At 62.8% G+C, this 19,063-nt stretch carries 20 protein-coding genes and 1 pseudogene; 12 read left to right on the top strand and 9 right to left on the bottom strand.

Annotated elements, in window-relative coordinates:
• Positions 1 to 7: 7 nt before the first annotated feature.
• The 3 genes from AC0L2L_RS06010 to coaD form a co-directional block, all read right to left on the bottom strand.
• Positions 8 to 520: a peptidylprolyl isomerase gene (locus tag AC0L2L_RS06010; RefSeq protein ID WP_473576848.1), complete on the bottom strand. Its 513-nt coding sequence runs from the start codon at positions 518 to 520 to the stop codon at positions 8 to 10.
• 29 nt (positions 521 to 549) lie between these two features.
• Positions 550 to 1,047 carry a peptidylprolyl isomerase gene (locus AC0L2L_RS06005; protein WP_473577109.1) on the bottom strand — a complete coding sequence of 166 codons (498 nt, stop codon included), beginning with the start codon at positions 1,045 to 1,047 and terminating at the stop codon, positions 550 to 552.
• Positions 1,048 to 1,173: 126 nt separating this feature from the next.
• Positions 1,174 to 1,674 (bottom strand): pantetheine-phosphate adenylyltransferase, encoded by a 501-nt coding sequence (gene coaD, locus AC0L2L_RS06000; RefSeq protein WP_473576846.1) that lies wholly within the window; start codon positions 1,672 to 1,674, stop codon positions 1,174 to 1,176.
• 316 nt (positions 1,675 to 1,990) lie between these two features.
• Here coaD and AC0L2L_RS05995 point away from each other — a divergent pair, with 316 nt between their 5' ends.
• Entirely contained in the window at positions 1,991 to 2,143 is a 153-nt protein-coding gene (locus tag AC0L2L_RS05995; protein ID WP_473576845.1) for a hypothetical protein, read from the top strand.
• Between the two features lie 46 nt (positions 2,144 to 2,189).
• On the opposite strand, the gene gyrA is transcribed toward AC0L2L_RS05995, so the two are convergent.
• Both gyrA and AC0L2L_RS05985 read right to left on the bottom strand, forming a co-directional pair.
• Complete coding sequence (gene gyrA, locus AC0L2L_RS05990) at positions 2,190 to 4,976, bottom strand: DNA gyrase subunit A (protein WP_473576844.1); 2,787 nt, start codon at positions 4,974 to 4,976, stop codon at positions 2,190 to 2,192.
• Positions 4,977 to 5,140: 164 nt separating this feature from the next.
• Entirely contained in the window at positions 5,141 to 5,971 is an 831-nt protein-coding gene (locus tag AC0L2L_RS05985; protein WP_473576843.1) for a helix-turn-helix domain-containing protein, read from the bottom strand.
• A gap of 85 nt (positions 5,972 to 6,056) precedes the next feature.
• Here AC0L2L_RS05985 and AC0L2L_RS05980 point away from each other — a divergent pair, with 85 nt between their 5' ends.
• On the top strand, positions 6,057 to 6,587 hold the full coding sequence (locus AC0L2L_RS05980) for a hypothetical protein (RefSeq protein WP_473576842.1): 531 nt from the start codon (positions 6,057 to 6,059) through the stop codon (positions 6,585 to 6,587).
• Positions 6,588 to 6,912: 325 nt separating this feature from the next.
• Complete coding sequence (locus AC0L2L_RS05975; RefSeq protein ID WP_027166299.1) at positions 6,913 to 7,542, top strand: MarC family protein; 630 nt, start codon at positions 6,913 to 6,915, stop codon at positions 7,540 to 7,542.
• 40 nt (positions 7,543 to 7,582) lie between these two features.
• Here the strand turns inward: AC0L2L_RS05975 and AC0L2L_RS05970 are convergent, their stop codons facing one another.
• From AC0L2L_RS05970 to ssb, 3 genes are read right to left on the bottom strand one after another with little or no spacing between them, the layout of a single operon-like run.
• Positions 7,583 to 8,008: an OsmC family protein gene (locus AC0L2L_RS05970; protein WP_059185663.1), complete on the bottom strand. Its 426-nt coding sequence runs from the start codon at positions 8,006 to 8,008 to the stop codon at positions 7,583 to 7,585.
• 30 nt (positions 8,009 to 8,038) lie between these two features.
• The gene (locus AC0L2L_RS05965) at positions 8,039 to 8,437 is read right to left on the bottom strand and encodes a DUF2306 domain-containing protein (protein WP_473576841.1); all 399 of its coding nucleotides are present in this window, start codon (positions 8,435 to 8,437) and stop codon (positions 8,039 to 8,041) included.
• A 33-nt stretch (positions 8,438 to 8,470) separates the two neighbouring features.
• Complete coding sequence (gene ssb / locus AC0L2L_RS05960) at positions 8,471 to 8,989, bottom strand: single-stranded DNA-binding protein (protein ID WP_473576840.1); 519 nt, start codon at positions 8,987 to 8,989, stop codon at positions 8,471 to 8,473.
• Positions 8,990 to 9,184: 195 nt separating this feature from the next.
• On the opposite strand from ssb, the gene AC0L2L_RS05955 reads away from it, so the two are divergent.
• The 9 genes and pseudogenes from AC0L2L_RS05955 to AC0L2L_RS05915 all read left to right on the top strand — a co-directional run bounded on the left by AC0L2L_RS05955 (position 9,185) and on the right by AC0L2L_RS05915 (position 18,575).
• Entirely contained in the window at positions 9,185 to 9,565 is a 381-nt protein-coding gene (locus AC0L2L_RS05955; protein ID WP_473576839.1) for a cupin domain-containing protein, read from the top strand.
• Positions 9,566 to 9,609: 44 nt separating this feature from the next.
• The gene (locus tag AC0L2L_RS05950) at positions 9,610 to 9,924 is read left to right on the top strand and encodes an ArsR/SmtB family transcription factor (protein WP_127226196.1); all 315 of its coding nucleotides are present in this window, start codon (positions 9,610 to 9,612) and stop codon (positions 9,922 to 9,924) included.
• Entirely contained in the window at positions 9,921 to 10,400 is a 480-nt protein-coding gene (locus tag AC0L2L_RS05945) for an SRPBCC family protein (protein WP_473576838.1), read from the top strand. The genes AC0L2L_RS05950 and AC0L2L_RS05945 overlap by 4 nt, the downstream gene beginning before the upstream one ends.
• 24 nt (positions 10,401 to 10,424) lie before the next feature.
• A complete protein-coding gene (locus AC0L2L_RS05940) occupies positions 10,425 to 11,027 on the top strand; it encodes an ATP-dependent Clp protease proteolytic subunit (protein ID WP_473576837.1) in 603 nt (200 codons plus the stop codon).
• A 181-nt stretch (positions 11,028 to 11,208) separates the two neighbouring features.
• Positions 11,209 to 11,490: a hypothetical protein gene (locus AC0L2L_RS05935; protein ID WP_473576836.1), complete on the top strand. Its 282-nt coding sequence runs from the start codon at positions 11,209 to 11,211 to the stop codon at positions 11,488 to 11,490.
• Between the two features lie 961 nt (positions 11,491 to 12,451).
• Positions 12,452 to 15,373, top strand: coding sequence for an excinuclease ABC subunit UvrA (gene uvrA, locus AC0L2L_RS05930; RefSeq protein ID WP_473576834.1), 2,922 nt, complete (start codon positions 12,452 to 12,454; stop codon positions 15,371 to 15,373).
• 35 nt (positions 15,374 to 15,408) lie between these two features.
• Positions 15,409 to 15,874 (top strand): annotated as a pseudogene (locus AC0L2L_RS05925) (GNAT family N-acetyltransferase).
• A gap of 27 nt (positions 15,875 to 15,901) precedes the next feature.
• Positions 15,902 to 16,708 (top strand): DUF72 domain-containing protein, encoded by an 807-nt coding sequence (locus tag AC0L2L_RS05920; protein WP_473576833.1) that lies wholly within the window; start codon positions 15,902 to 15,904, stop codon positions 16,706 to 16,708.
• Between the two features lie 721 nt (positions 16,709 to 17,429).
• A complete protein-coding gene (locus tag AC0L2L_RS05915) occupies positions 17,430 to 18,575 on the top strand; it encodes a GGDEF domain-containing protein (protein WP_473576832.1) in 1,146 nt (381 codons plus the stop codon).
• A gap of 22 nt (positions 18,576 to 18,597) precedes the next feature.
• Here AC0L2L_RS05915 and AC0L2L_RS05910 read toward each other — a convergent pair whose 3' ends face one another.
• Complete coding sequence (locus AC0L2L_RS05910) at positions 18,598 to 18,774, bottom strand: hypothetical protein (RefSeq protein WP_156913446.1); 177 nt, start codon at positions 18,772 to 18,774, stop codon at positions 18,598 to 18,600.
• Between the last annotated feature and the right edge of the window lie 289 nt (positions 18,775 to 19,063).

Here is a 19,063-nt window from a genome sequence, read left to right as displayed (position 1 = left end):
TTTGCCTTTACTTGACGTCTGCCGCGACTTTCAGCGACACGATCTTGTCGGGGTCCTGCACCGGCTCGCCGCGCTTGATCTTGTCGACGTTCTCCATGCCTTCGACGACCTGGCCCCACACCGTGTACTGGCGGTTGAGGAAGGCAGCCTCGTCGAAGCAGATGAAGAACTGCGAGTTCGCCGAGTTCGGGTTCTGGGAGCGCGCCATCGAGCAGGCGCCACGGCCGTGATTGGCGTTGGAGAACTCGGCCTTCAGGTCCGGCTTGTCGGAGCCACCCATACCCGCGCGCGACGGCGCGAAGGTCGGCTTCGAGGAATTGCCAAACTTGACGTCGCCGGTCTGCGCCATGAAGCCGTCGATAACGCGGTGGAACACCACGCCGTCATAGGCGCCTTCACGCGCCAGCTCCTTGATGCGGGCGACGTGACCCGGCGCAAGCTCGGGATACATCTCGATGACGACCTGGCCCTTGGTCGTTTCCATGATGAGCGCGTTCTCGCGGTCCTTGATCTCAGCCATGTCAGAAAATCCTTTGAGAATTGAGGGAGTTATTTGCCGTCGGCCGCGATGCGAACCTTGATCATGCGGTCCGGGTCGGCGACCGTGCCGTTGTCGGCCTCGTCGCCTTTCTTGATCTTGTCGACCAGATCCATGCCGCTGACCACCTTGCCGACGATGGTGTACTGGCCATCGAGGTTCGGCGCCGGCGCGAACATGATGAAGAACTGCGAGTTGGCCGAGTTCGGATCCTGCGAACGAGCCATGCCGATCGCGCCGCGCGTGAATTTCTCGGTCTGCGAGAACTCGGCAGGCAGGTCGGGCAGATCGGAACCGCCGGTGCCGACGGCTTGCGGGTTGAAACCCTTCTTCATGTTGCCGAATTTGACGTCGCCGGTCTGCGCCATGAAGCCGTCGATGACGCGGTGGAAGGCGACATTGTCATAGGCGCCGTCACGCACCAGCTTCTTGATCTGCGCGACATGCTTGGGCGCCAGATCGGGGCGCAGCGCGATGGTCACGTCGCCGTCCTTCAGCGTCACGATCATGGTGTTTTCGTTGTCGGCGGCGACGACCGGCCCGGATGCCGAGAAAAGGGATGCCGCGAAAAGGCCGACAAGCACGACAAGGAACGAAGCGAGCTTCTTCAGCTGCATGGGGATCTCCGGGAAAGCCTATTTGGTGAACTTGGCGGTGAGCGCGCCGGCAACGGCCTGCGGCACGAATGGGCGGATGTCGCCGCCCATGGATGCAATCTGGCGCACAAGTGTGGCGGTAATGGTGCGCACCGAAGGGCTCGCCGGCAGAAAAACCGTCTGCAATTCCGGCGCCATCGTCTCGTTCATGCCCGCCATCTGCATTTCGTAATCGAGATCGGTGCCGTCACGCAGGCCCCGGATCATGATCGAGGCGCCGTGCTTGCGGGCGGCGTCGATGACCAGCCCGTCGAAGGAAACGACCCTGATGCGACCGCTGTCGCGGCCGAACTCCGCCTTGGTGGCTGCTTCGATCAGCTCCACGCGTTCCTCGAAGGAAAACAGTGGCTTCTTGCCCGGATGAATGCCGATGGCCGCGTAGACGGTGTCGGCCACCGCCAGCGACGCCTTGAGCACGTCGAGGTGGCCGTTGGTCAGCGGGTCGAAGGAGCCGGCGTAAAGGGCGGTGCGTTCGGTCATGGCAGGCTTCTAGCGAGCCTCTCAAACAAAGGCAAATCCCATCGATTGCCTAGAGCAATTCCAGGAAAGTGTGAGCGGTTAAGTTCGGCGTCTTCGCCGTAACCTTCCATTCGGAATTGCGCCAAAACAAAGAGATAGAGCGGTTCGCCGTTTCCTATGAACCGGCGAACCGCTCTAGCCGTGAACCTTTTTGCGCCGATGAACGACAGATGAATGCGACAATCACGAATGCTTCACGCAGCGTTCACTAGGTTGCCGCTTCAAGGGATGAAACCAAATCCCCATCTTACCGTTGTAAGTGCAGGAGAACACGCAAATGCTGATCTACATGCTTGCCACTGCAATGACCGTCGTCATGCTGATCGCGACTGCGTTCGGGTTGCACCAGGAAGCAGCGCGAGTGCGCGTCAAGGCCAACACCAAGCGGCTCGATGGTTTCGCCCGGCGCAACGTCTACCGTCGCTACTAGTCCCACCATGATGGCACCGGCCAAAAGGCCGGTGACGCTTACAGACCTATTCGCTCTCGCCCGTACTATCGGTGCCCGCCTCGCCAGACGGCGTTTCTTCGACTTCCTCGTCAGCCTGCGGCTCCGAAATCCGCTCTACCGAGACAACCTTCTCGCCTTCGGCCGTGTTGAAGATCGTCACACCCTTGGTGGCGCGGCTGGCGAAACGTATGCCGTTGACCGGCACGCGAATGACGGTACCGCCGTCCGAAACCAGCATGATCTGATCGTCATTGCCGATCGGGAAGGTCGCGACCAGCCGGCCGATCTCGGCGACTTTCGACACGTCGGTCGCGCGGATGCCCTTGCCGCCGCGGCCGGTCAGGCGGAAGTCATAGGACGACGAGCGCTTGCCGTAGCCATACTCCGTCACTGTCAGCACAAGCTGTTCATGCGCCTTGAGGAACTCGTAGCGTTCGTCGGACAGCTCCGCTTCCTCGCCAATCTCCTCATTGGTCAGCGCGATCTCTTCCTCCTCGCCCGCCGCGCCGGAGGCTAGGCGGCGTTCCGCCGCCGCGCGTTTCAGATAAGCGGCGCGCTCGGCGGGTGACGCATCGACATTCTCAATCACCGACATGGAGATGATGCGATCCGTCTCGGCCATGGTTATGCCGCGCACGCCGACGGAATTGCGGCTCTGGAAGACGCGCACGTCGGACACCCGGAAACGGATGCACTGGCCGGAATTTGCCGTCAGCAGCACGTCGTCATTGTCGGTGCAGGTCTCGACGCCGAGGATCTCGTCGCCTTCTTCCTCCAGCTTCATGGCGATCTTGCCGTTGCGGTTGACCTGGACGAAGTCGGACAGCTTGTTGCGGCGCACGGTACCGCGCGTGGTGGCGAACATCACGTCGAGCTCGCCCCAGCTGGTTTCGTCCTCCGGCAGCGGCATGATCGTGGTGATGCGCTCGCCCTGTTCGAGCGGCAGCATATTGATCAGCGCCTTGCCGCGCGATTGCGGGTTGCCGATCGGCAACCGCCAGACCTTTTCCTTGTAGACGATGCCGCGCGAGGAGAAGAACAGCACCGGCGTATGCGTGTTGGCGACGAACAGCCGGGTGACGAAATCCTCTTCCTTGGTCGACATGCCCGAGCGGCCCTTGCCGCCGCGGCGCTGCGCCCGGTAGAGCGACAGCGGCACGCGCTTGATGTAGCCGGTGTGGCTGACGGTGACGACCATGTCCTCGCGCTGGATCAGGTCCTCGTCTTCCATGTCCGAACCGCCGTCGCTCAGCTCGGTACGGCGCGGCGTGCCGAACTCGTCGCGGACCGCGATCAACTCGTCCTTGACGATCTGCTGAATGCGAGCACGCGACGACAAAATATCAAGGAAATCAATGATTTCAGCGCCAATCTGGTTCAACTCGTCGGCGATCTCGTCGCGGCCAAGCGCGGTCAGGCGCTGCAGGCGGAGTTCAAGGATGGCGCGCGCCTGTTCCTCGGAGAGGTTGTAGGTGCCGTCCTCATTGATGCGGTGCCGCGGGTCGTCGATCAGCTGGATCAGCGGGGCGACATCGTGCGACGGCCAACGCCGTTCCATCAACTGCTCGCGCGCCGTCTGCGGGTCGGGCGCTGTGCGGATGAGCTTGATCACCTCGTCGATATTGGCGACGGCGATCGCCAGACCGACCAACACATGCGCTCGGTCACGAGCCTTGCGCAGCAGGTACTTCGTGCGGCGGCTGACGACCTCCTCGCGGAAACCGGCAAAGGCCTTCAGCATGTCGATCAGCGTCATCACTTCCGGCTTGCCGCCGTTGAGCGCCACCATATTGGCGCCGAACGACGTTTGCAGCGGCGTGAAGCGATAGAGCTGGTTGAGCACGACGTCGGCCACGGCATCGCGCTTCAACTCGATGACGACGCGGTAGCCCTGGCGGTCGCTCTCGTCGCGGATGTCGGAAATGCCCTCGATGCGCTTGTCGCGCACCAGCTCGGCCATCTTCTCGATCATCGAGGCCTTGTTCACCTGGTAGGGAATCTCGCTGACGATGATGGATTCGCGGTCATTGCCGCGCTGCTCGATCTCGACGCGACCACGCATGACGATCGAGCCGCGGCCCGTCGAATAGGCGTTGTAGATGCCGGAACGGCCAAGCACGATGCCGCCGGTCGGGAAGTCCGGGCCGGGCACGATCTCCATCAGCGCGGTCAGGTCGATCGCCGGATTGTCGATGATGGCGATGGCGCCGTTGCAGACTTCGGTGAGGTTGTGCGGCGGGATGTTGGTCGCCATGCCGACGGCGATGCCGCCGGAGCCGTTGACCAGAAGGTTCGGGAAACGGGCCGGCAGCACCTTGGGCTCACTGCCCGAGGCGTCGTAAGTATCCTGGAAATCGACGGTTTCCTTGTCGATGTCCTCCAGGAGCTCATGCGCGACCTTGGTCAGCCTGGATTCGGTGTAGCGCATCGCCGCCGGCGGATCGCCGTCGATCGAGCCGAAATTGCCCTGACCGTCGATCAGCGGCACGCGCAGCGACCAGTCCTGCGCCATGCGCACCAAGGCATCATAGATCGAGGCGTCGCCATGCGGATGGTATTTACCCATCACGTCGGCGACCGGGCGCGCTGACTTCACATATTTGCGGTTCCAGTGGTAGCCGCTCTCATGCGAGGCATAGAGGATGCGGCGATGCACGGGCTTCAGGCCGTCGCGCACATCGGGCAGCGCGCGGCTGACGATCACGCTCATGGCGTAATCGAGATAGGAGCGCTGCATCTCCTCGATGATCGAAATCGGCTCGATGCCGGTGGGGCCGCCGTCGCTGCCGCGCGGTGTCTTCTGGTCGGTCAAATCAGGTCACAATCCAGTCGGGAATCACTGCACGCTTATATAGGAAGCCTTGCCGAAACTCCAATGTTCGCCGGACTTTTCCAGAGACAATTTTGACGGTAATTTCAAATGGATACCGCTGATTGCGACGATATGGCCACAGTCGTTTTCCGCTCCGGCCGACCTCAGCGCTGCCCGGTTCGTCTGGCGCGATAGGCGCCGGGCGTTTTTCCCATCTCGCGCCGGAACCGGCGGTTGAAGGTCGACAGGTCGTTGAAGCCGGCATCGAAGGCGATCGTCGAGATCGCCGTGTTAGAGCTGCGCAGCCGCACCGCGGCGCGGTGGAGCCTGGTCCTCAGCAGGAATTGATAGGGCGTCATGCCGGCAACGTGCCGGAAGGTGCGCAGGAAATGAAACGGGCTGGTCGCCGTGCCGTCGGCGAGCTCTGCCAGCGACAATGATCGATCGGCATTGAGCTCGACCAGGCGCACCGCCTCTGCGACGCGTTTCTGGTCGCGGCGGCTGGGTGCCGGCGCGTCCCTGGAAGAGCCGGTCGCAGCCGCGATCACAGCGCCGGCAATGCGCAGGCCGAGTTCCTCGAACGCGTCGCCGTCGCCTGTTTCCCGTGCCGCCTCGGCCTCGGCCAGCAAGGGCGCCAGCGCCGGCAAGGGCGGCAGGCGCGGATCGGCAAAGCCGAGCCGCTTCGCGCCCGGCAATTCGGCCGCCACGCGCTCCAGATAGGTCGGTGAAAAATGGAAGGAGAGACAACGGTCACCTGCGCCGTGCTCATGGCCGCATTCGTAGCAGGCGCCGGGATTACCGAGCAGAATGGCGCCCGGCGCAAGCACCGCCGTACCTTGGCGCGTGCGATAGCGGAACGTGCCGCGGGTCACCGCTGCGACGCAAAAGCTGCGATGCTCTTCTTCGAACGGCTTGTCGCCGGCGGCTGCGGTGCAGATCACGTCGGACACTTGCCAGCCCGTTCCCGCAGCAAGGTTTTTCTCAGTCGTCGCCATCACAGAAAAATAGCAATTTTTCCCAAGCGCAGAACCCCGCCATGCCCCTATTGCTTGCCATCTCCTGACAAACGAGGCAGCAACAATGACCGATCCCTTTGCCGAGGCCCTGCACAGCGACGGTCCCAATCCGGACCTCGCCGAAAAACTGAAGCTCTATGGCCGCTTTATCGGCGCCTGGACATTCGACGCAACCCGCATCCTCGAGGATGGAACCACGCTCACGGGGCGCGGCGAGGTGCATTTCGGCTGGGTTCTCGAAGGCAAGGCCGTGCAGGATGTCTGGATCCTACCCGCGCGCGACGCGGGCCCCTCGCCTTCGCTCGGACCGTGGACATTCTACGGCACGACATTGCGCGTCTACGATCCCGGAACGGACGCCTGGCACATCTTCTGGAGCGATCCGCGCAACCAGTACTACAGCCGGCAGCTCGGCCGAGCCGAGGGCGACACGATCGTCCAGATCGGCGCCGACGGCACCGGCGCGTCGGTACGCTGGAGCTTTTCGCGCATCACCGGGAATTCGTTCCGCTGGCTCGGCGAGCGTTCGCATGACGGCGGCGCGACCTGGCGCATGGAGGTGGAGTTCCTGGCGCGGCGGATGGGTAAAAGTTGATGACCACCGATTATCGTGGCGAGATGAAACGAGAGCCGCAGCGTTCCTTCGCGCCCCCCTCTACCCTGCCGGGCATATCCCCACCAGTGGGGAGATTGGCGGCTTTGGCGACAGCGCCCTTCCTGCAATGCCGGCGATTAGCGAAAGCAGTGGCGACATCTGATCTGCCCCTCGCGGGGGAGATGGCCGGCAGGCCAGAGGGGGGCGCTGTCCCGCCAGCTTGCACGAGGTTCGCGAAACCATCTTCCGCAGCCTGTTCCCACCGCCCGGGCTTTGCTCTACCAATTGCGAAGCCTGGGCTTCGGCCAGCGGGAGGGGACCAGCGATGCCGAGCTTCGACAGCCTGTTCAACGCCTTCGTCACCATCCTGGTGACCATCGACCCTCCAGGGTTGGCGCCGCTCTTTCTCGCCGTGACGCGTGGCATGAACCGCGAGGAGCGTCAGCAGGTCTCGGTGCGCGCGTCGGTGATCGGCTTCCTGGTGATGGCGCTTTTTGCGGTTGCCGGCGCCTCGATCCTGTCGGTGTTCGGCATCACGCTGCCGGCCTTCCGCGTCGCCGGCGGCTTCCTTTTGTTCTTCATCGCTTTCGAAATGGTGTTCGAGCGCCGCCAGGACCGCAAGGAGAAGATCGGTGACGTCGCCATCACCAAGGACATGATCCACAACATCGCCGCCTTCCCGCTGGCGATCCCGCTGATCGCCGGCCCCGGCGCGATTTCGGCGACGGTGCTGCTGTCGGGTTCCTTCCAGGGATTTGCCGCTCAAGCCGCCCTGGTCGGCATCATCTTTCTTTGCCTCGCCATCACCTATCTGGTGTTCGTGCTGTCGGAACGCATCGACCGCATCCTCGGCCAGACCGGCCGCTCGATCCTGACGCGATTGCTCGGCGTGATCCTGGCGGCGCTGGCGGTGCAGTTCGTTGCGGACGGCGTCCGGGCGCTGATGGCCGCTTGAGCAACACCCTACTGCCCTACTGCCCTACTGCCCTACTGCCCTACTTGGCCGCCGTATCGACCACTTCAAAGTCATGCGTGACCGTCGCCGTCTTGGCCATCATCGCTGTGGCCGAGCAGTATTTTTCGATCGATAGGTCGATCGCCCGTTTCACCTTGTCGCGTGACAGCGCACGCCCTTTGACGATGAAATGCATGTGAATGCGGGTGAAGACGCGCGGCTCAGTCTCTGCCCGGTCGGCGTCAAGCTCGACCACGCAATCCTCGACCGCCTCGCGGCCTTTCTCGAGGATGTGGACGACGTCATAGGCCGAGCATCCGCCGGTGCCGATCAGCACCAGCTCCATCGGGCTCGGCCCCGGCGTCCGGCCTTCCGGCCCATGCGCCGTGCCCAGCACCACCTTGTGGCCGCTGCCGGATTCGCCGACAAAGGTGCGTTCCTCAACCCATTTGACGCGTGCCTTCACGTTGATCTTCCTTACGAGGTTTCTGCCGCCTTACTGGCCGAACACAACGGCGTGCATGATCCGGCCGGGCAGCAGCGTGAAGATGCCGGCGCCGACCAGCGCGAACAAATAGAGCTTGATCATGGCGCCGCGATGCGCGGCCACCTTGTGGGTGTGCGCATACCACACAGCCAGCGGCACGGTGAGCAGCACCAGGATCGATAGCAGGTGGATCGGGCTGAAGGGGCCGATCAGCCGGATCTGCTGGATCCAGAAGCTCGATACGGCAATGACCAGCATCAGCGCCACCCAGGCGTAGCCAAGCACGCGGTGACGCGTCGTGCCCTTCGGCAGCGCCAGCTGGAGGCCGCCGACCGCAAGCGCCGCAAAGGCGGCGAATGCATGCCACGGAATGGGAGGCGGCGCCGACACCAGCGGTCCGAGCGACATCGCCCCTTCCCTCAAACGGCCATGTCGAGGCGCTTAGAACGGTATCTCGTCGTCGAGTTCGCGCGACGAACCGCCGCCACCCTTGGAACCGCCACCGCCGCCACGGCTGAAACCTTCATTCGGACCGGACTGGCCGAAATCCGAGCCACGGCTGCTGCCGCCGCCGGAATAGTTGCCGACCTGGCCGCCTTCGCCCTGGCCGCGCGCATCGAGCATCTGCAGCTCGCCGCGGAATTTCTGCAGCACGACTTCGGTCGTGTATTTGTCGGCGCCGGTCTGGTCCTGCCATTTGCGCGTCTGCAGCTGGCCCTCGACATAAACCTTCATGCCCTTCTTCAGATACTGCTCGGCCACCTTGGCGAGCTGGTCATTGAAGATGACGACATTGTGCCACTCGGTCTTTTCCTTGCGCTCACCCGAATTCTTGTCGCGCCAGCTTTCCGATGTGGCGATGCGGATGTTGACGACCGGATCGCCGGAATTCAGGCGGCGGATTTCAGGGTCCGCCCCGAGATTGCCGACCAGAATGACCTTGTTGACGCTACCCGCCATCTTACTTCTCCGCGCTCATCCGAAACAAATTTTAAGTCGCTCACCTTACAGCCTATGGGTCGTCCATGCCCGAAAAGGCTGGCTTTTCCCACAAGGTTTTTGTTCTCTTTTCGTTCTAGTCGTGATCGCCACCTCTGTCAAGGAATGTCAGCAAGAGGTAGTGTCCAGCGTGGGAAACAAAAGGGGAGCAAGCAGATGAATATCGTTGCGCACGAGGATCAGCCGCGAGAGTTGTGGCGGGCCGGGGTGGAAACCCGCATGCAAATTGCCGCCGCCAACGGCGCGGCCGAGCTTTGCATATTCGAACAGTGGGTCGAACCGGCAACCGGGGCGCCGACGCATTCGCATCCGGTGGAGGAAGTGCTGATGGTGATTGCCGGCGAAGCCGAAATGTGGATCGAAGACAAGCGAGCAGTACTGACTGCCGCGCAGTCGCTGATCATCCCGGCGCATTGCAGGCATGGCTTTCGCAACATTGGCTCAGGCGTGCTTCACATCCATGCCGTGCTCGCATCGCCGATCTTCGAGGCAAGCTTCGACGGAACTGCGGAGCCGGTAAGACGCTGGGCATCTTAAAACAGCGCTTGCCAAACAGATAAGTATCGACTTATGCTTTATCCATGATCGAAGCAGAGATTTTCCGCGCCCTGGCCGACCCGACGCGACGCGCCGTCTATGAGCGGCTGACCGCCAGCGAGATGACCGTGACCGAGCTGCGCGCCGGCATGAGCGTGTCGCAGCCCGCGGTCTCGCAGCACCTTGCCGTGCTGCGCGGCGCCGGTCTGGTGGTCGAGCGGCGGGCCGGCCGCAACGCCTACTACCGCGCCGATCCGCAAGGGCTCGATCCACTGCTCGGCTGGGTCGAACGCTACCGCGCCTTCTGGCCGGAACGCATCGAGAAGTTGAAGACGGTTCTGAAGGGAATGGACCAATGACGGCAATCGAACACCCGACGACTGAGGCCGAGCCTCGGCTCAGCTTCGAATGCGACCTTGCCGATCCGCCTGAAAAAGTCTGGCGGGCGCTGACCGAGCCGCATCTGGTCGCCGCCTGGTTGATGCCGAACGACATGAAGGCGCAAGCCGGCAGCCGCTTCGCCTTTGCCGGACCCGACGCGCCGGTCGAATGCGAGGTGCTCGAAGCCGAGCCCGGCAGGCTGCTTCGCTATTCCTGGCGCGAGCAGCCAAATGCCGAAGATGCCGACAATCTGCCGGCATTTGACAGCGTCGTCACCTTCACGCTCGACCGCACGGTTTCCGGCGGCACGCATCTCAGCATCGTCCATGACGGCTTCGTGCCAGCCGCGCAGCCTGTCGTCGCCGTTTCCGGCGCCGGCTGCGGGCTTTCGCTCGACGCGCGCAAGAACCCAACCGCCGCCAATGCGCCCTGCATGATGCTGCGCGCGGCCTGATCGAAGAAAATCGAGGAAACCGTCATGAGCATTGCCAACCTGGTACCGATGGTGATCGAGCAATCGAGCCGCGGCGAACGCTCCTTCGATATCTTTTCGCGGTTGCTGCGCGAGCGCATCGTCTTCATCAACGGCGAGATCAACGACAATGTCTCGGCGCTGGTCTGCGCGCAGCTTCTGTCGCTGGAATCGGACAATCCCGACAAGGAGATCTCGCTCTACATCAACTCGCCGGGCGGCATGGTGACCAGCGGCTTCGCCATCTACGACACGATGCAGTACATCTCCTGCTCGGTATCGACGGTGTGCATGGGTTTTGCCGCCTCGATGGGTTCCTTCCTGTTGATGGCCGGCGCGCCGGGACGGCGCATCGCGCTGCCCAACACCCGCATCGTGCTGCATCAGCCGCTTGGCGGCTTCCAGGGCCAGGCCTCCGACATCCAGCGCCACGCCGAGGACATCCTTCGCACCAAGCGGCACATGACCGAGCTCTACGCCAAGCATTGCGGCCGCAGCTACGAGGAGGTCGAACGCACGCTCGACCGCGACTATTTCATGAGCGCCGCGGAAGCCAAGACCTGGGGCCTCGTCGACCACGTCTACGACACGCGCAAGAAGGCGGCCTGACCTTTCAACGCAATGTCGCCCAGAAGTGTGCTGCGGTTCTGGGACAACGACATACGTCAAAACAAAGATTTAAAGCGCGTCGCCTGAACCCGTTTCAGCGTGGCGCGCTTTGAGCCAGACGCGCGGCAAATTGATCGCCGCGTGTCTGGCATCGCAGCGGGCCCGCCCCTATGGTTCGCACATGACCAAGCTGCTGCAATCCAGATATTTACGCATTGCCCTTGCCGGGCTGGCCGGCGGGCTGATGGCTGGCCCCGCCTTTGCCGACGACAGCTCGGCGCAGAAATTGCCAGGCGTCAGCGGCGACTACCGCATCGCCAAACCGGCGCCGCAGCCGGAACCGGACGACGCGCTGCCGGCCGGCAGCGACGGCACGTTCAAGATCGGCAATACCAATGTCAGGATCGGCGGCAGCATAACCGTCGACACAGCGACGGGTGGCGCACGGATTCCGAACCATTGATTTGGCAGCGATCGACCGAAGCGCGTTTTCGTCATTCTAGGGCGAAGCAAGGAGCGAAGCGACGCGCGCAGACCCTAGAATCCATGCCGTGATTTCAATGCGCCGCCACGGTGCAGAATTCTGCTCCGCTGTATTCCTCGGCTGAGGTAACGGAATGGATCCTTGGGTCTTCGCTCCGCTTCGCATCGCTATGCCCAAGGATGACGAAGTTGGGGGAGTCTCAGGCCAACTGCGAACCTGGCAAGACGCAAAATGTAAGCCCCGCCACTGCTTCCGCAGGTGGACGGGGCTTTCATGGATCTAAAATCCAATTTTAGCCGGGAGTGGACTGCCGGCGTTCTGTTTCGGATGCAACGCGGCGTTCAGCCGACGATCCGACTATTGTCTCTGATTGTAGCAATCGGCAGGTCACGGTTTGTCGGGCTGGCGTTTCAAGTCTGCCCTGGCACTTATGCCCGCCGCGGCTCCATCCTGGTGTGGAGCCTCAAGGGACTGTCCGGTGGCGTCATGCTCCGCTCCTTCGTCCGTTGCGACCATTGTCTTACGAAGCTCTAATCGCAAATGCCTGCGGCGTCTCGCAGGCCACCTTTGGGTGGCGAGGCCATCGAAAGACGGCCGGCTTCGTTGACGCCCAGAGACTGCTCCCACGGGTCGCCGGCGTCAACCGTTCAATAGCCGATTACCGAAAAATGTGATCGCCAGGAGGTTACGTGCGGGTAAGTCGAGCGAATATCTGCGGCATCCGTTTCGACAACGCTGTAGCGATAGTTTCCACAACGCTTTGTCAGGAGCGTGTTCGGCCTTTGTTCTTTCCACTTGCCCCCTCGCGCGAAAGACGGTTAAAGGCTTCTGTCGAGATTTGTGGCGTCACTCGACTTGGCGGGCAAACCACCTACATAAGGGATGGCCGGGACGAACCCGCCCAATCCAGCAAATTCCAGATCTGAGGCGGCGACCGGCGATGGCCGACCATAAATACCTTTCCATTCGCGGGGCGCGCGAACACAATCTCAAGAACGTCGATCTCGACCTGCCGCGCGACAGCCTGATCGTGATGACCGGCCTGTCGGGATCCGGCAAGTCGTCGCTCGCCTTCGACACCATCTATGCCGAGGGCCAGCGCCGCTATGTCGAGAGCCTGTCGGCCTATGCTCGCCAGTTCCTGGAGATGATGCAGAAGCCGGACGTCGACCAGATCGACGGCCTGTCGCCCGCCATCTCGATCGAGCAGAAGACCACGTCGAAGAACCCGCGCTCGACGGTCGGCACCGTCACCGAGATCTACGACTACATGCGCCTGCTTTTCGCGCGTGTCGGCATTCCCTATTCGCCGGCTACCGGCCTGCCGATCGAGAGCCAGACGGTCAGCCAGATGGTCGATCGCGTGCTGGCGCTGGAAGAAGGCACCCGCCTGTTCCTGCTGGCGCCGATCGTGCGCGGCCGCAAGGGCGAGTACCGAAAGGAATTGCTCGAGCTGCAGAAGAAAGGCTTCCAGCGCGTCAAGGTCGACGGCGTCTTCTATGAGATCGCCGACGTGCCGGCACTGGACAAGAAGTACAAGCATGACATCGACGTGGTCGTGGACCGTATCGTCGTGCGCGGCGATCTGGCGACGCGCCTAGCGGATTCGATGGAGACCGCGCTGAAGCTCGCCGAAGGCCTTGCCGTGGCCGAGTTCGCCGACCGGCCGCTCGACGCCAGCCAGACCGGTGAGGACTCGGTCAACAAATCGAAGAACGAGACGCATGAGCGCATCATGTTCTCGGAGAAATTCGCCTGCCCGGTGTCCGGCTTCACCATTCCCGAGATCGAGCCCAGGCTGTTTTCCTTCAACAACCCGTTCGGCGCCTGCCCGACCTGCGACGGCCTCGGCAGCCAGCGCGCCATCGACGCCAACCTCGTGGTGCCGGACGAGAACCTGTCGCTGCGCGACGGCGCCATCAGCCCGTGGGCGAAGTCGACCTCGCCCTATTACGCGCAGACGTTGGAAGCGCTCGGCAAGGCCTATGGCTTCAAGCTCGGCGACAAGTTCAAGGACCTGAGCGCCGAGGCGCAGCAAGCCGTGCTGCAAGGCACCGGTGAGCGCGAGATCACCTTCCAGTATGACGACGGCCTGCGCTCCTATAAAACCACCAAGACCTTCGAGGGCGTCATCCCCAACCTCGACCGGCGCTGGAAGGAAACGGAATCGGCCTGGATGCGCGAGGAGATCGAGCGCTTCATGTCGGCCACGCCCTGCCCCGCCTGCAACGGCTACCGGCTGAAGCCCGAGGCGCTGGCGGTGAAGATCGGCGGAAAACACATCGGCGAAGTCACCGAGCTTTCGATCCGCAAGGCCGACCAGTGGTTCACCGACCTGCCGGCGCAGCTCAACGACAAGCAGAACGAGATCGCGGTCCGCGTGCTGAAGGAAATCCGCGAGCGGCTGCGCTTCCTGAACGATGTCGGCCTCGACTATCTGACGCTGTCGCGCAATTCCGGCACGCTCTCGGGCGGCGAGAGCCAGCGCATCCGGCTTGCTTCCCAGATCGGCTCGGGCCTAACCGGGGTGCTTTATGTGCTGGACGAGCCGTCGATCGGGCTGCACCAGCGCGACAACGCGCGCCTGCTCGATACGCTCAAGCACCTGCGCGACATCGGCAACACGGTGATCGTGGTCGAGCATGACGAGGACGCTATCCTGCATGCCGATTATGTCGTCGACATCGGCCCTGCGGCCGGCATCCATGGCGGCCACGTCATCGCGCAAGGCACGCCGCAGCAGATCATGGCGACGCCCGCCTCGATCACCGGCAAATATCTGTCGGGCGAGCTAGAGGTGGCCACACCAGCGGTCCGCCGCGAAGCGAAAAAGAACCGGCGCATCAAGGTGGTCGGCGCGCGCGGCAACAATCTGAAGAACGTCACCGCGGAGATCCCGCTCGGCACCTTCACCGCGGTCACCGGCGTCTCCGGCGGCGGCAAGTCGACATTCCTGATCGAGACGCTGTTCAAGGCGGCCTCGCGCCGCATCATGGGTTCGCGCGAGCATCCGGCCGATCACGACCGCATCGAGGGGCTCGAATTTCTCGACAAGGTCATCGACATCGACCAGTCGCCGATCGGCCGCACGCCGCGCTCCAACCCCGCCACCTACACAGGCGCCTTCACGCCGATACGCGACTGGTTCGCCGGCCTGCCTGAAGCGAAGGCGCGCGGCTACCAGCCCGGCCGCTTCTCCTTCAACGTCAAGGGCGGCCGCTGCGAGGCCTGCCAGGGCGACGGCGTCATCAAGATCGAGATGCACTTCCTGCCCGACGTCTACGTCACCTGCGACGTCTGCCACGGCAAGCGCTACAACCGCGAGACGCTGGACGTCCTGTTCAAGGGCAAGTCGATCGCCGACGTGCTTGACATGACGGTCGAGGAAGGCGTCGACTTCTTCTCGGCGGTGCCCGGCGTGCGCGACAAGCTGGAGACGCTGAAGCAGGTCGGCCTCGGCTACATCCATATCGGCCAGCAGGCGACGACGCTGTCGGGCGGCGAGGCGCAGCGCATCAAGCTCGCCAAGGAACTGTCGCGCAAGGCGACCGGCAAGACGCTCTACATCCTCGACGAGCCTACCACCGGCCTGCACTTCCACGATGTGGCCAAGCTCTTGGAAGTGCTGCACGAGCTGGTCGACCAGGGCAACACCGTGGTGGTCATCGAGCACAATCTCGAGGTCATCAAGACCGCCGACTGGATACTCGATCTCGGCCCCGAGGGCGGTGACGGCGGAGGCGAGCTGGTCGCCTCCGGCACCCCGGAAGCGATCGTGCGCGAGAAGCGCAGCTACACCGGCCAGTTCCTGAAGGAGCTTCTGGAGCGCCGCCCCGGAGGCAAGCGCGAAGCGGCTGAGTGATGGTGGGGACCGGTCGATGCGCGGGGAGCGTTTGAATGACATTCAGAACTGCGCTTGCCGGTGATCTGAAAGCCATCGTCTCTCTGACCACGGCCGCCTACGCCCCCTACACCGCACTCTTCGGTGCGCCGCCGATCCCGGTGACCGAGGACTATGCGCCCCGTATCGAGCGTGGCGAAATCTGGCTGCTGGAGAGCGTCGCAGAGCTTGCCGGGCTTATTGTTCTCGAACGCCACCCCCGATCATGCGATGATCTTCAGCGTCGCCGTCGCGCCAGCCTTCCAGGGCAGGAAGCTCGGCATCAAGCTGCTCAACTTCGCTGACCAGCAGGCGCGGTCGTGGCACGTGGCGGAGGTGCGGCTCTACACCAACTCGCGCATGGAGCAGAACATCGCGCTCTACACAGCCTATGGCTATCGCGAAACCGGTCGCCGGCCCAATCCGTACCGGCCGGGATGGACCGTGGTCGACATGACCAAACCCGTCGACAAAGCTGCCTGATCGCAATTTGAAACTGGGAGGACAATAATGGCCAGCCATGGAACAATCCGCGCCGGCATGGGCGGCTGGACTTTTGAGCCCTGGGACACCTCCTTCTATCCGGAGAAGCTCGCCAAGGCCAAGCAGTTGCACTATGCCAGCCGCCAGGTGCCGAGCATCGAGGTCAACGGCACCTATTATTCCAGCTTCAAGGAGCCGACCTTCGTGAAGTGGGCCAACGACGCGCCGGAGGGCTTCGTCTTCTCGCTCAAGGGCAACCGCTTCGTCACCAACCGCCGCGTGCTCGGCGAAGCCGGTGAATCCATGATGCGCTTCCTCGGCTCCGGCGTTGCCGCATTGGGCGAAAAACTCGGGCCGATCCTCTGGCAGTTCGCGCCGACCAAGAAATTCGACGCCGACGATTTCGAGGCTTTCCTCAAACTTCTGCCGGAAAAGCAGGACGGCGTACCGTTGCGCCACGCGCTTGAGGTACGGAACGACAGTTTTGTTGTGCCGGAATTCCCTGCGCTTGCGCGCAAATATAACGCCGCGATCGTCTATGCCGATCACGCGAAATATCCGGCGATCGCCGACGTCACCGGCGATTTCATCTATGCGCGACTGCAGACCGGCAGCGACGACAACCCCGACTGCTACACGCCGAAAGGCCTGGACGAATGGGCCGCGAAAGTAAAGACGTGGGCGGAGGGCAAGCAGCCGGCCGACCTGCCGCGCGCCGATGTCCAGACCGATGCGCCGGTCAAGCCGCGCGACGTGTTCGTCTACTTCATCACCGAGGGCAAGGTGCGCGCGCCCTTCGGCGCCATGGCGCTGATGAAACGCGTAACCGTTTAAGGCGTCCTGAGATTCAAGTTGGGCCGAGCCGGAAATGTTGATTTCCGAGAACCGGCCTATGCCGGCCGTAGCCTTCATAGAGCGGAGACACTTATGAGGGCTTCGGCCGGCGAAGCCGGATACACTTTGCGTGGGCCCGTCGGAACTTGCCGGGCATCTCGATCGTTTGCCTATCTCGCCAGCGGTAGGTTTCATGGCGGTTGGGCATTGCAGGACGCTGGCTAATGCATGTCGCCCAGAAGTGTGCAGCGGTTCTGGGACAACGACATGCATAAAAACAAAGACTTAAAGCGCGTCGCCTGAATCCGTTTCAGCGCGACGCGCTTTAGGGCTGCGGTATCGGGAGAACCCGAAGATATGGCTGTCATCCTCATCGGGGCGTTGCTTGCTGTCGCAGGGATTGTGTACATGGCGGGTGCGGTTCTCTGGCGCGGGCGACTTAGCGATCCGGCACCTACTGCCTCAGATCGCCCGAAGCCATATCTCGCAACGCCTGGTCCGACGCTCGAGCCACGCCGGCGTGGCCTCCGTTTCCTCGGCCTTTCACAGAATTGGCCAGGTCTGCTGATGATGGCGATCGGCCTTATCCTGCTATTGTCGGCAGCGATCCTATAACGCAGGAATTCCGGCATCTTCATCGCTATCGTAACGTAATCGATACCTCCTTGCGGCACTAAATGCACCTACGTCCGGTTGCAGAGGCGCCGGCAAGGACGCGTGCATGCTGCTCGACTATAACTCGCTGCTTCTGGCCGTCGGCTTCTCCGCCGCCTGCCTCAGCCTTACGTTGCTCGGAACCTGGCTGACCGCCCGTTCCGACAGGTTCCTGCTGACCTGGGCGATCAGCGTACTGGTCGTGGTGCTCGAAGTCTTTGTCTATGACACCTATATCGACAGGCCCGGAGCAGCCCTTGGCGTGCTGACGCTGGCGCTGCTGCTGCTCGGCTTCTCGGTCATGCTGGGCGCCGCCAACCAATTCAGGACAAGACGCTCGCCCTTGCCGCTTATCGCGCTCGGCGCCGGCCTTTCCTTTGCTCTGGCGCTGCCGCCGATGGCGCTCGGCTATGACGGCCTGGGCTTCATGCTGGAGAACGCTCTGGCCGCGCTGCTCCTGTTCGGCACTGCATACGAATATTGGCGTGGCCGCGCGGAGGCGCCCGTCCATCTCATCGGCGTGGCGCTGCTCTATTCGCTGACCGCGGCGTCCTTCGTGCTGTGCGCGGCCGCGCTTGCATGGGACGGCAGACTGGTTCTCGGCCACGCGCCGAGCAATTGGGCGGAGGATCTGAGCCTTGTCATCGTCATTGCCTCCATGACCGGTATCGGCGCATTGTCGCTGGCGCTCAACCAGGGGCGGCTCGCCCGCCATCATCAGCGCGAAGCGCAGACCGATGCCCTGACCGGCCTTCTCAACCGCCGCGCCTTGTTCGACCTGCACGGCAAGACACCCGTCAACGCCTTCACGGCGGTGGTGGTGTTCGACCTCGACGGTTTCAAGGCGGTCAACGACCAGTTCGGCCATGCTGCCGGCGACGAGGTGCTGAAGGTCTTTGCCGAAGTGCTCTGCGGCAGTCTGCGCCCGAACGACTCCGTCGCCCGAATGGGCGGAGAGGAATTCGCCATGGTGTTGAGGCGCACTTTGCCCGAGACGGCCGAAGCGGCTGCCGAACGTATCAGGGCCGAGTTCGCCGCGAGGACGGTTGAAACCGAGACCGGCCCGCTGTGCTGCACGGTCAGCGCCGGCTTCGCCTGCGGCAGCCCGGATGGCATGAGTTTCGACAAAGTGCTCAGCGCCGCCGACAAGGCGCTCTACGCCGCAAAGCGCGGTGGCCGCAACCGCGTCCTGGATTTCCGCCGCGCCGGGTGACTTTTGCCGCGTGTTTGGACTCTCAGTGGTGGGCAATCACGTCGTTGAAGGCGTCCAGGTCGACGTAGAACACCTTGGTGATCTCATCCAAGAGATCGTCCTCGTCATAGCCTTGCGACATCAGGATGTTGATCGCGGTCATGATATCGACCCGCTCCGTGAGGCGCCGCTTCTGATAGTCCTCGACAAAACGTTCCATCGCCGTCCCCTGGCAAGAATCTTCTTGGACGCATTGACCGACAATCACTGCGGGGAAAGCTAGGCGGGCTTGCTTGCGTGGAACTTGCGGCGAAGCCAGCGTCTTCCCCTTCATTCGCGACTGGTACGGAAAGCGGCCGACTCACCAAGGCCAGGAAAAGACTAGCACGCGGTATTGAGCGCGCCAGAGCCGTCGAACACTTCGTCATCCTTGGGCGCAGCGAAGCGAAGCGGAGCGAAGACCCAAGGATCCGTGCCGTTACTTCGAGGCCTCACTAACGGCTCAGAAT

This window comes from Mesorhizobium sp. WSM4832 (assembly GCF_055811115.1).
This window is presented reverse-complemented; position numbering and strand designations above follow the sequence as displayed.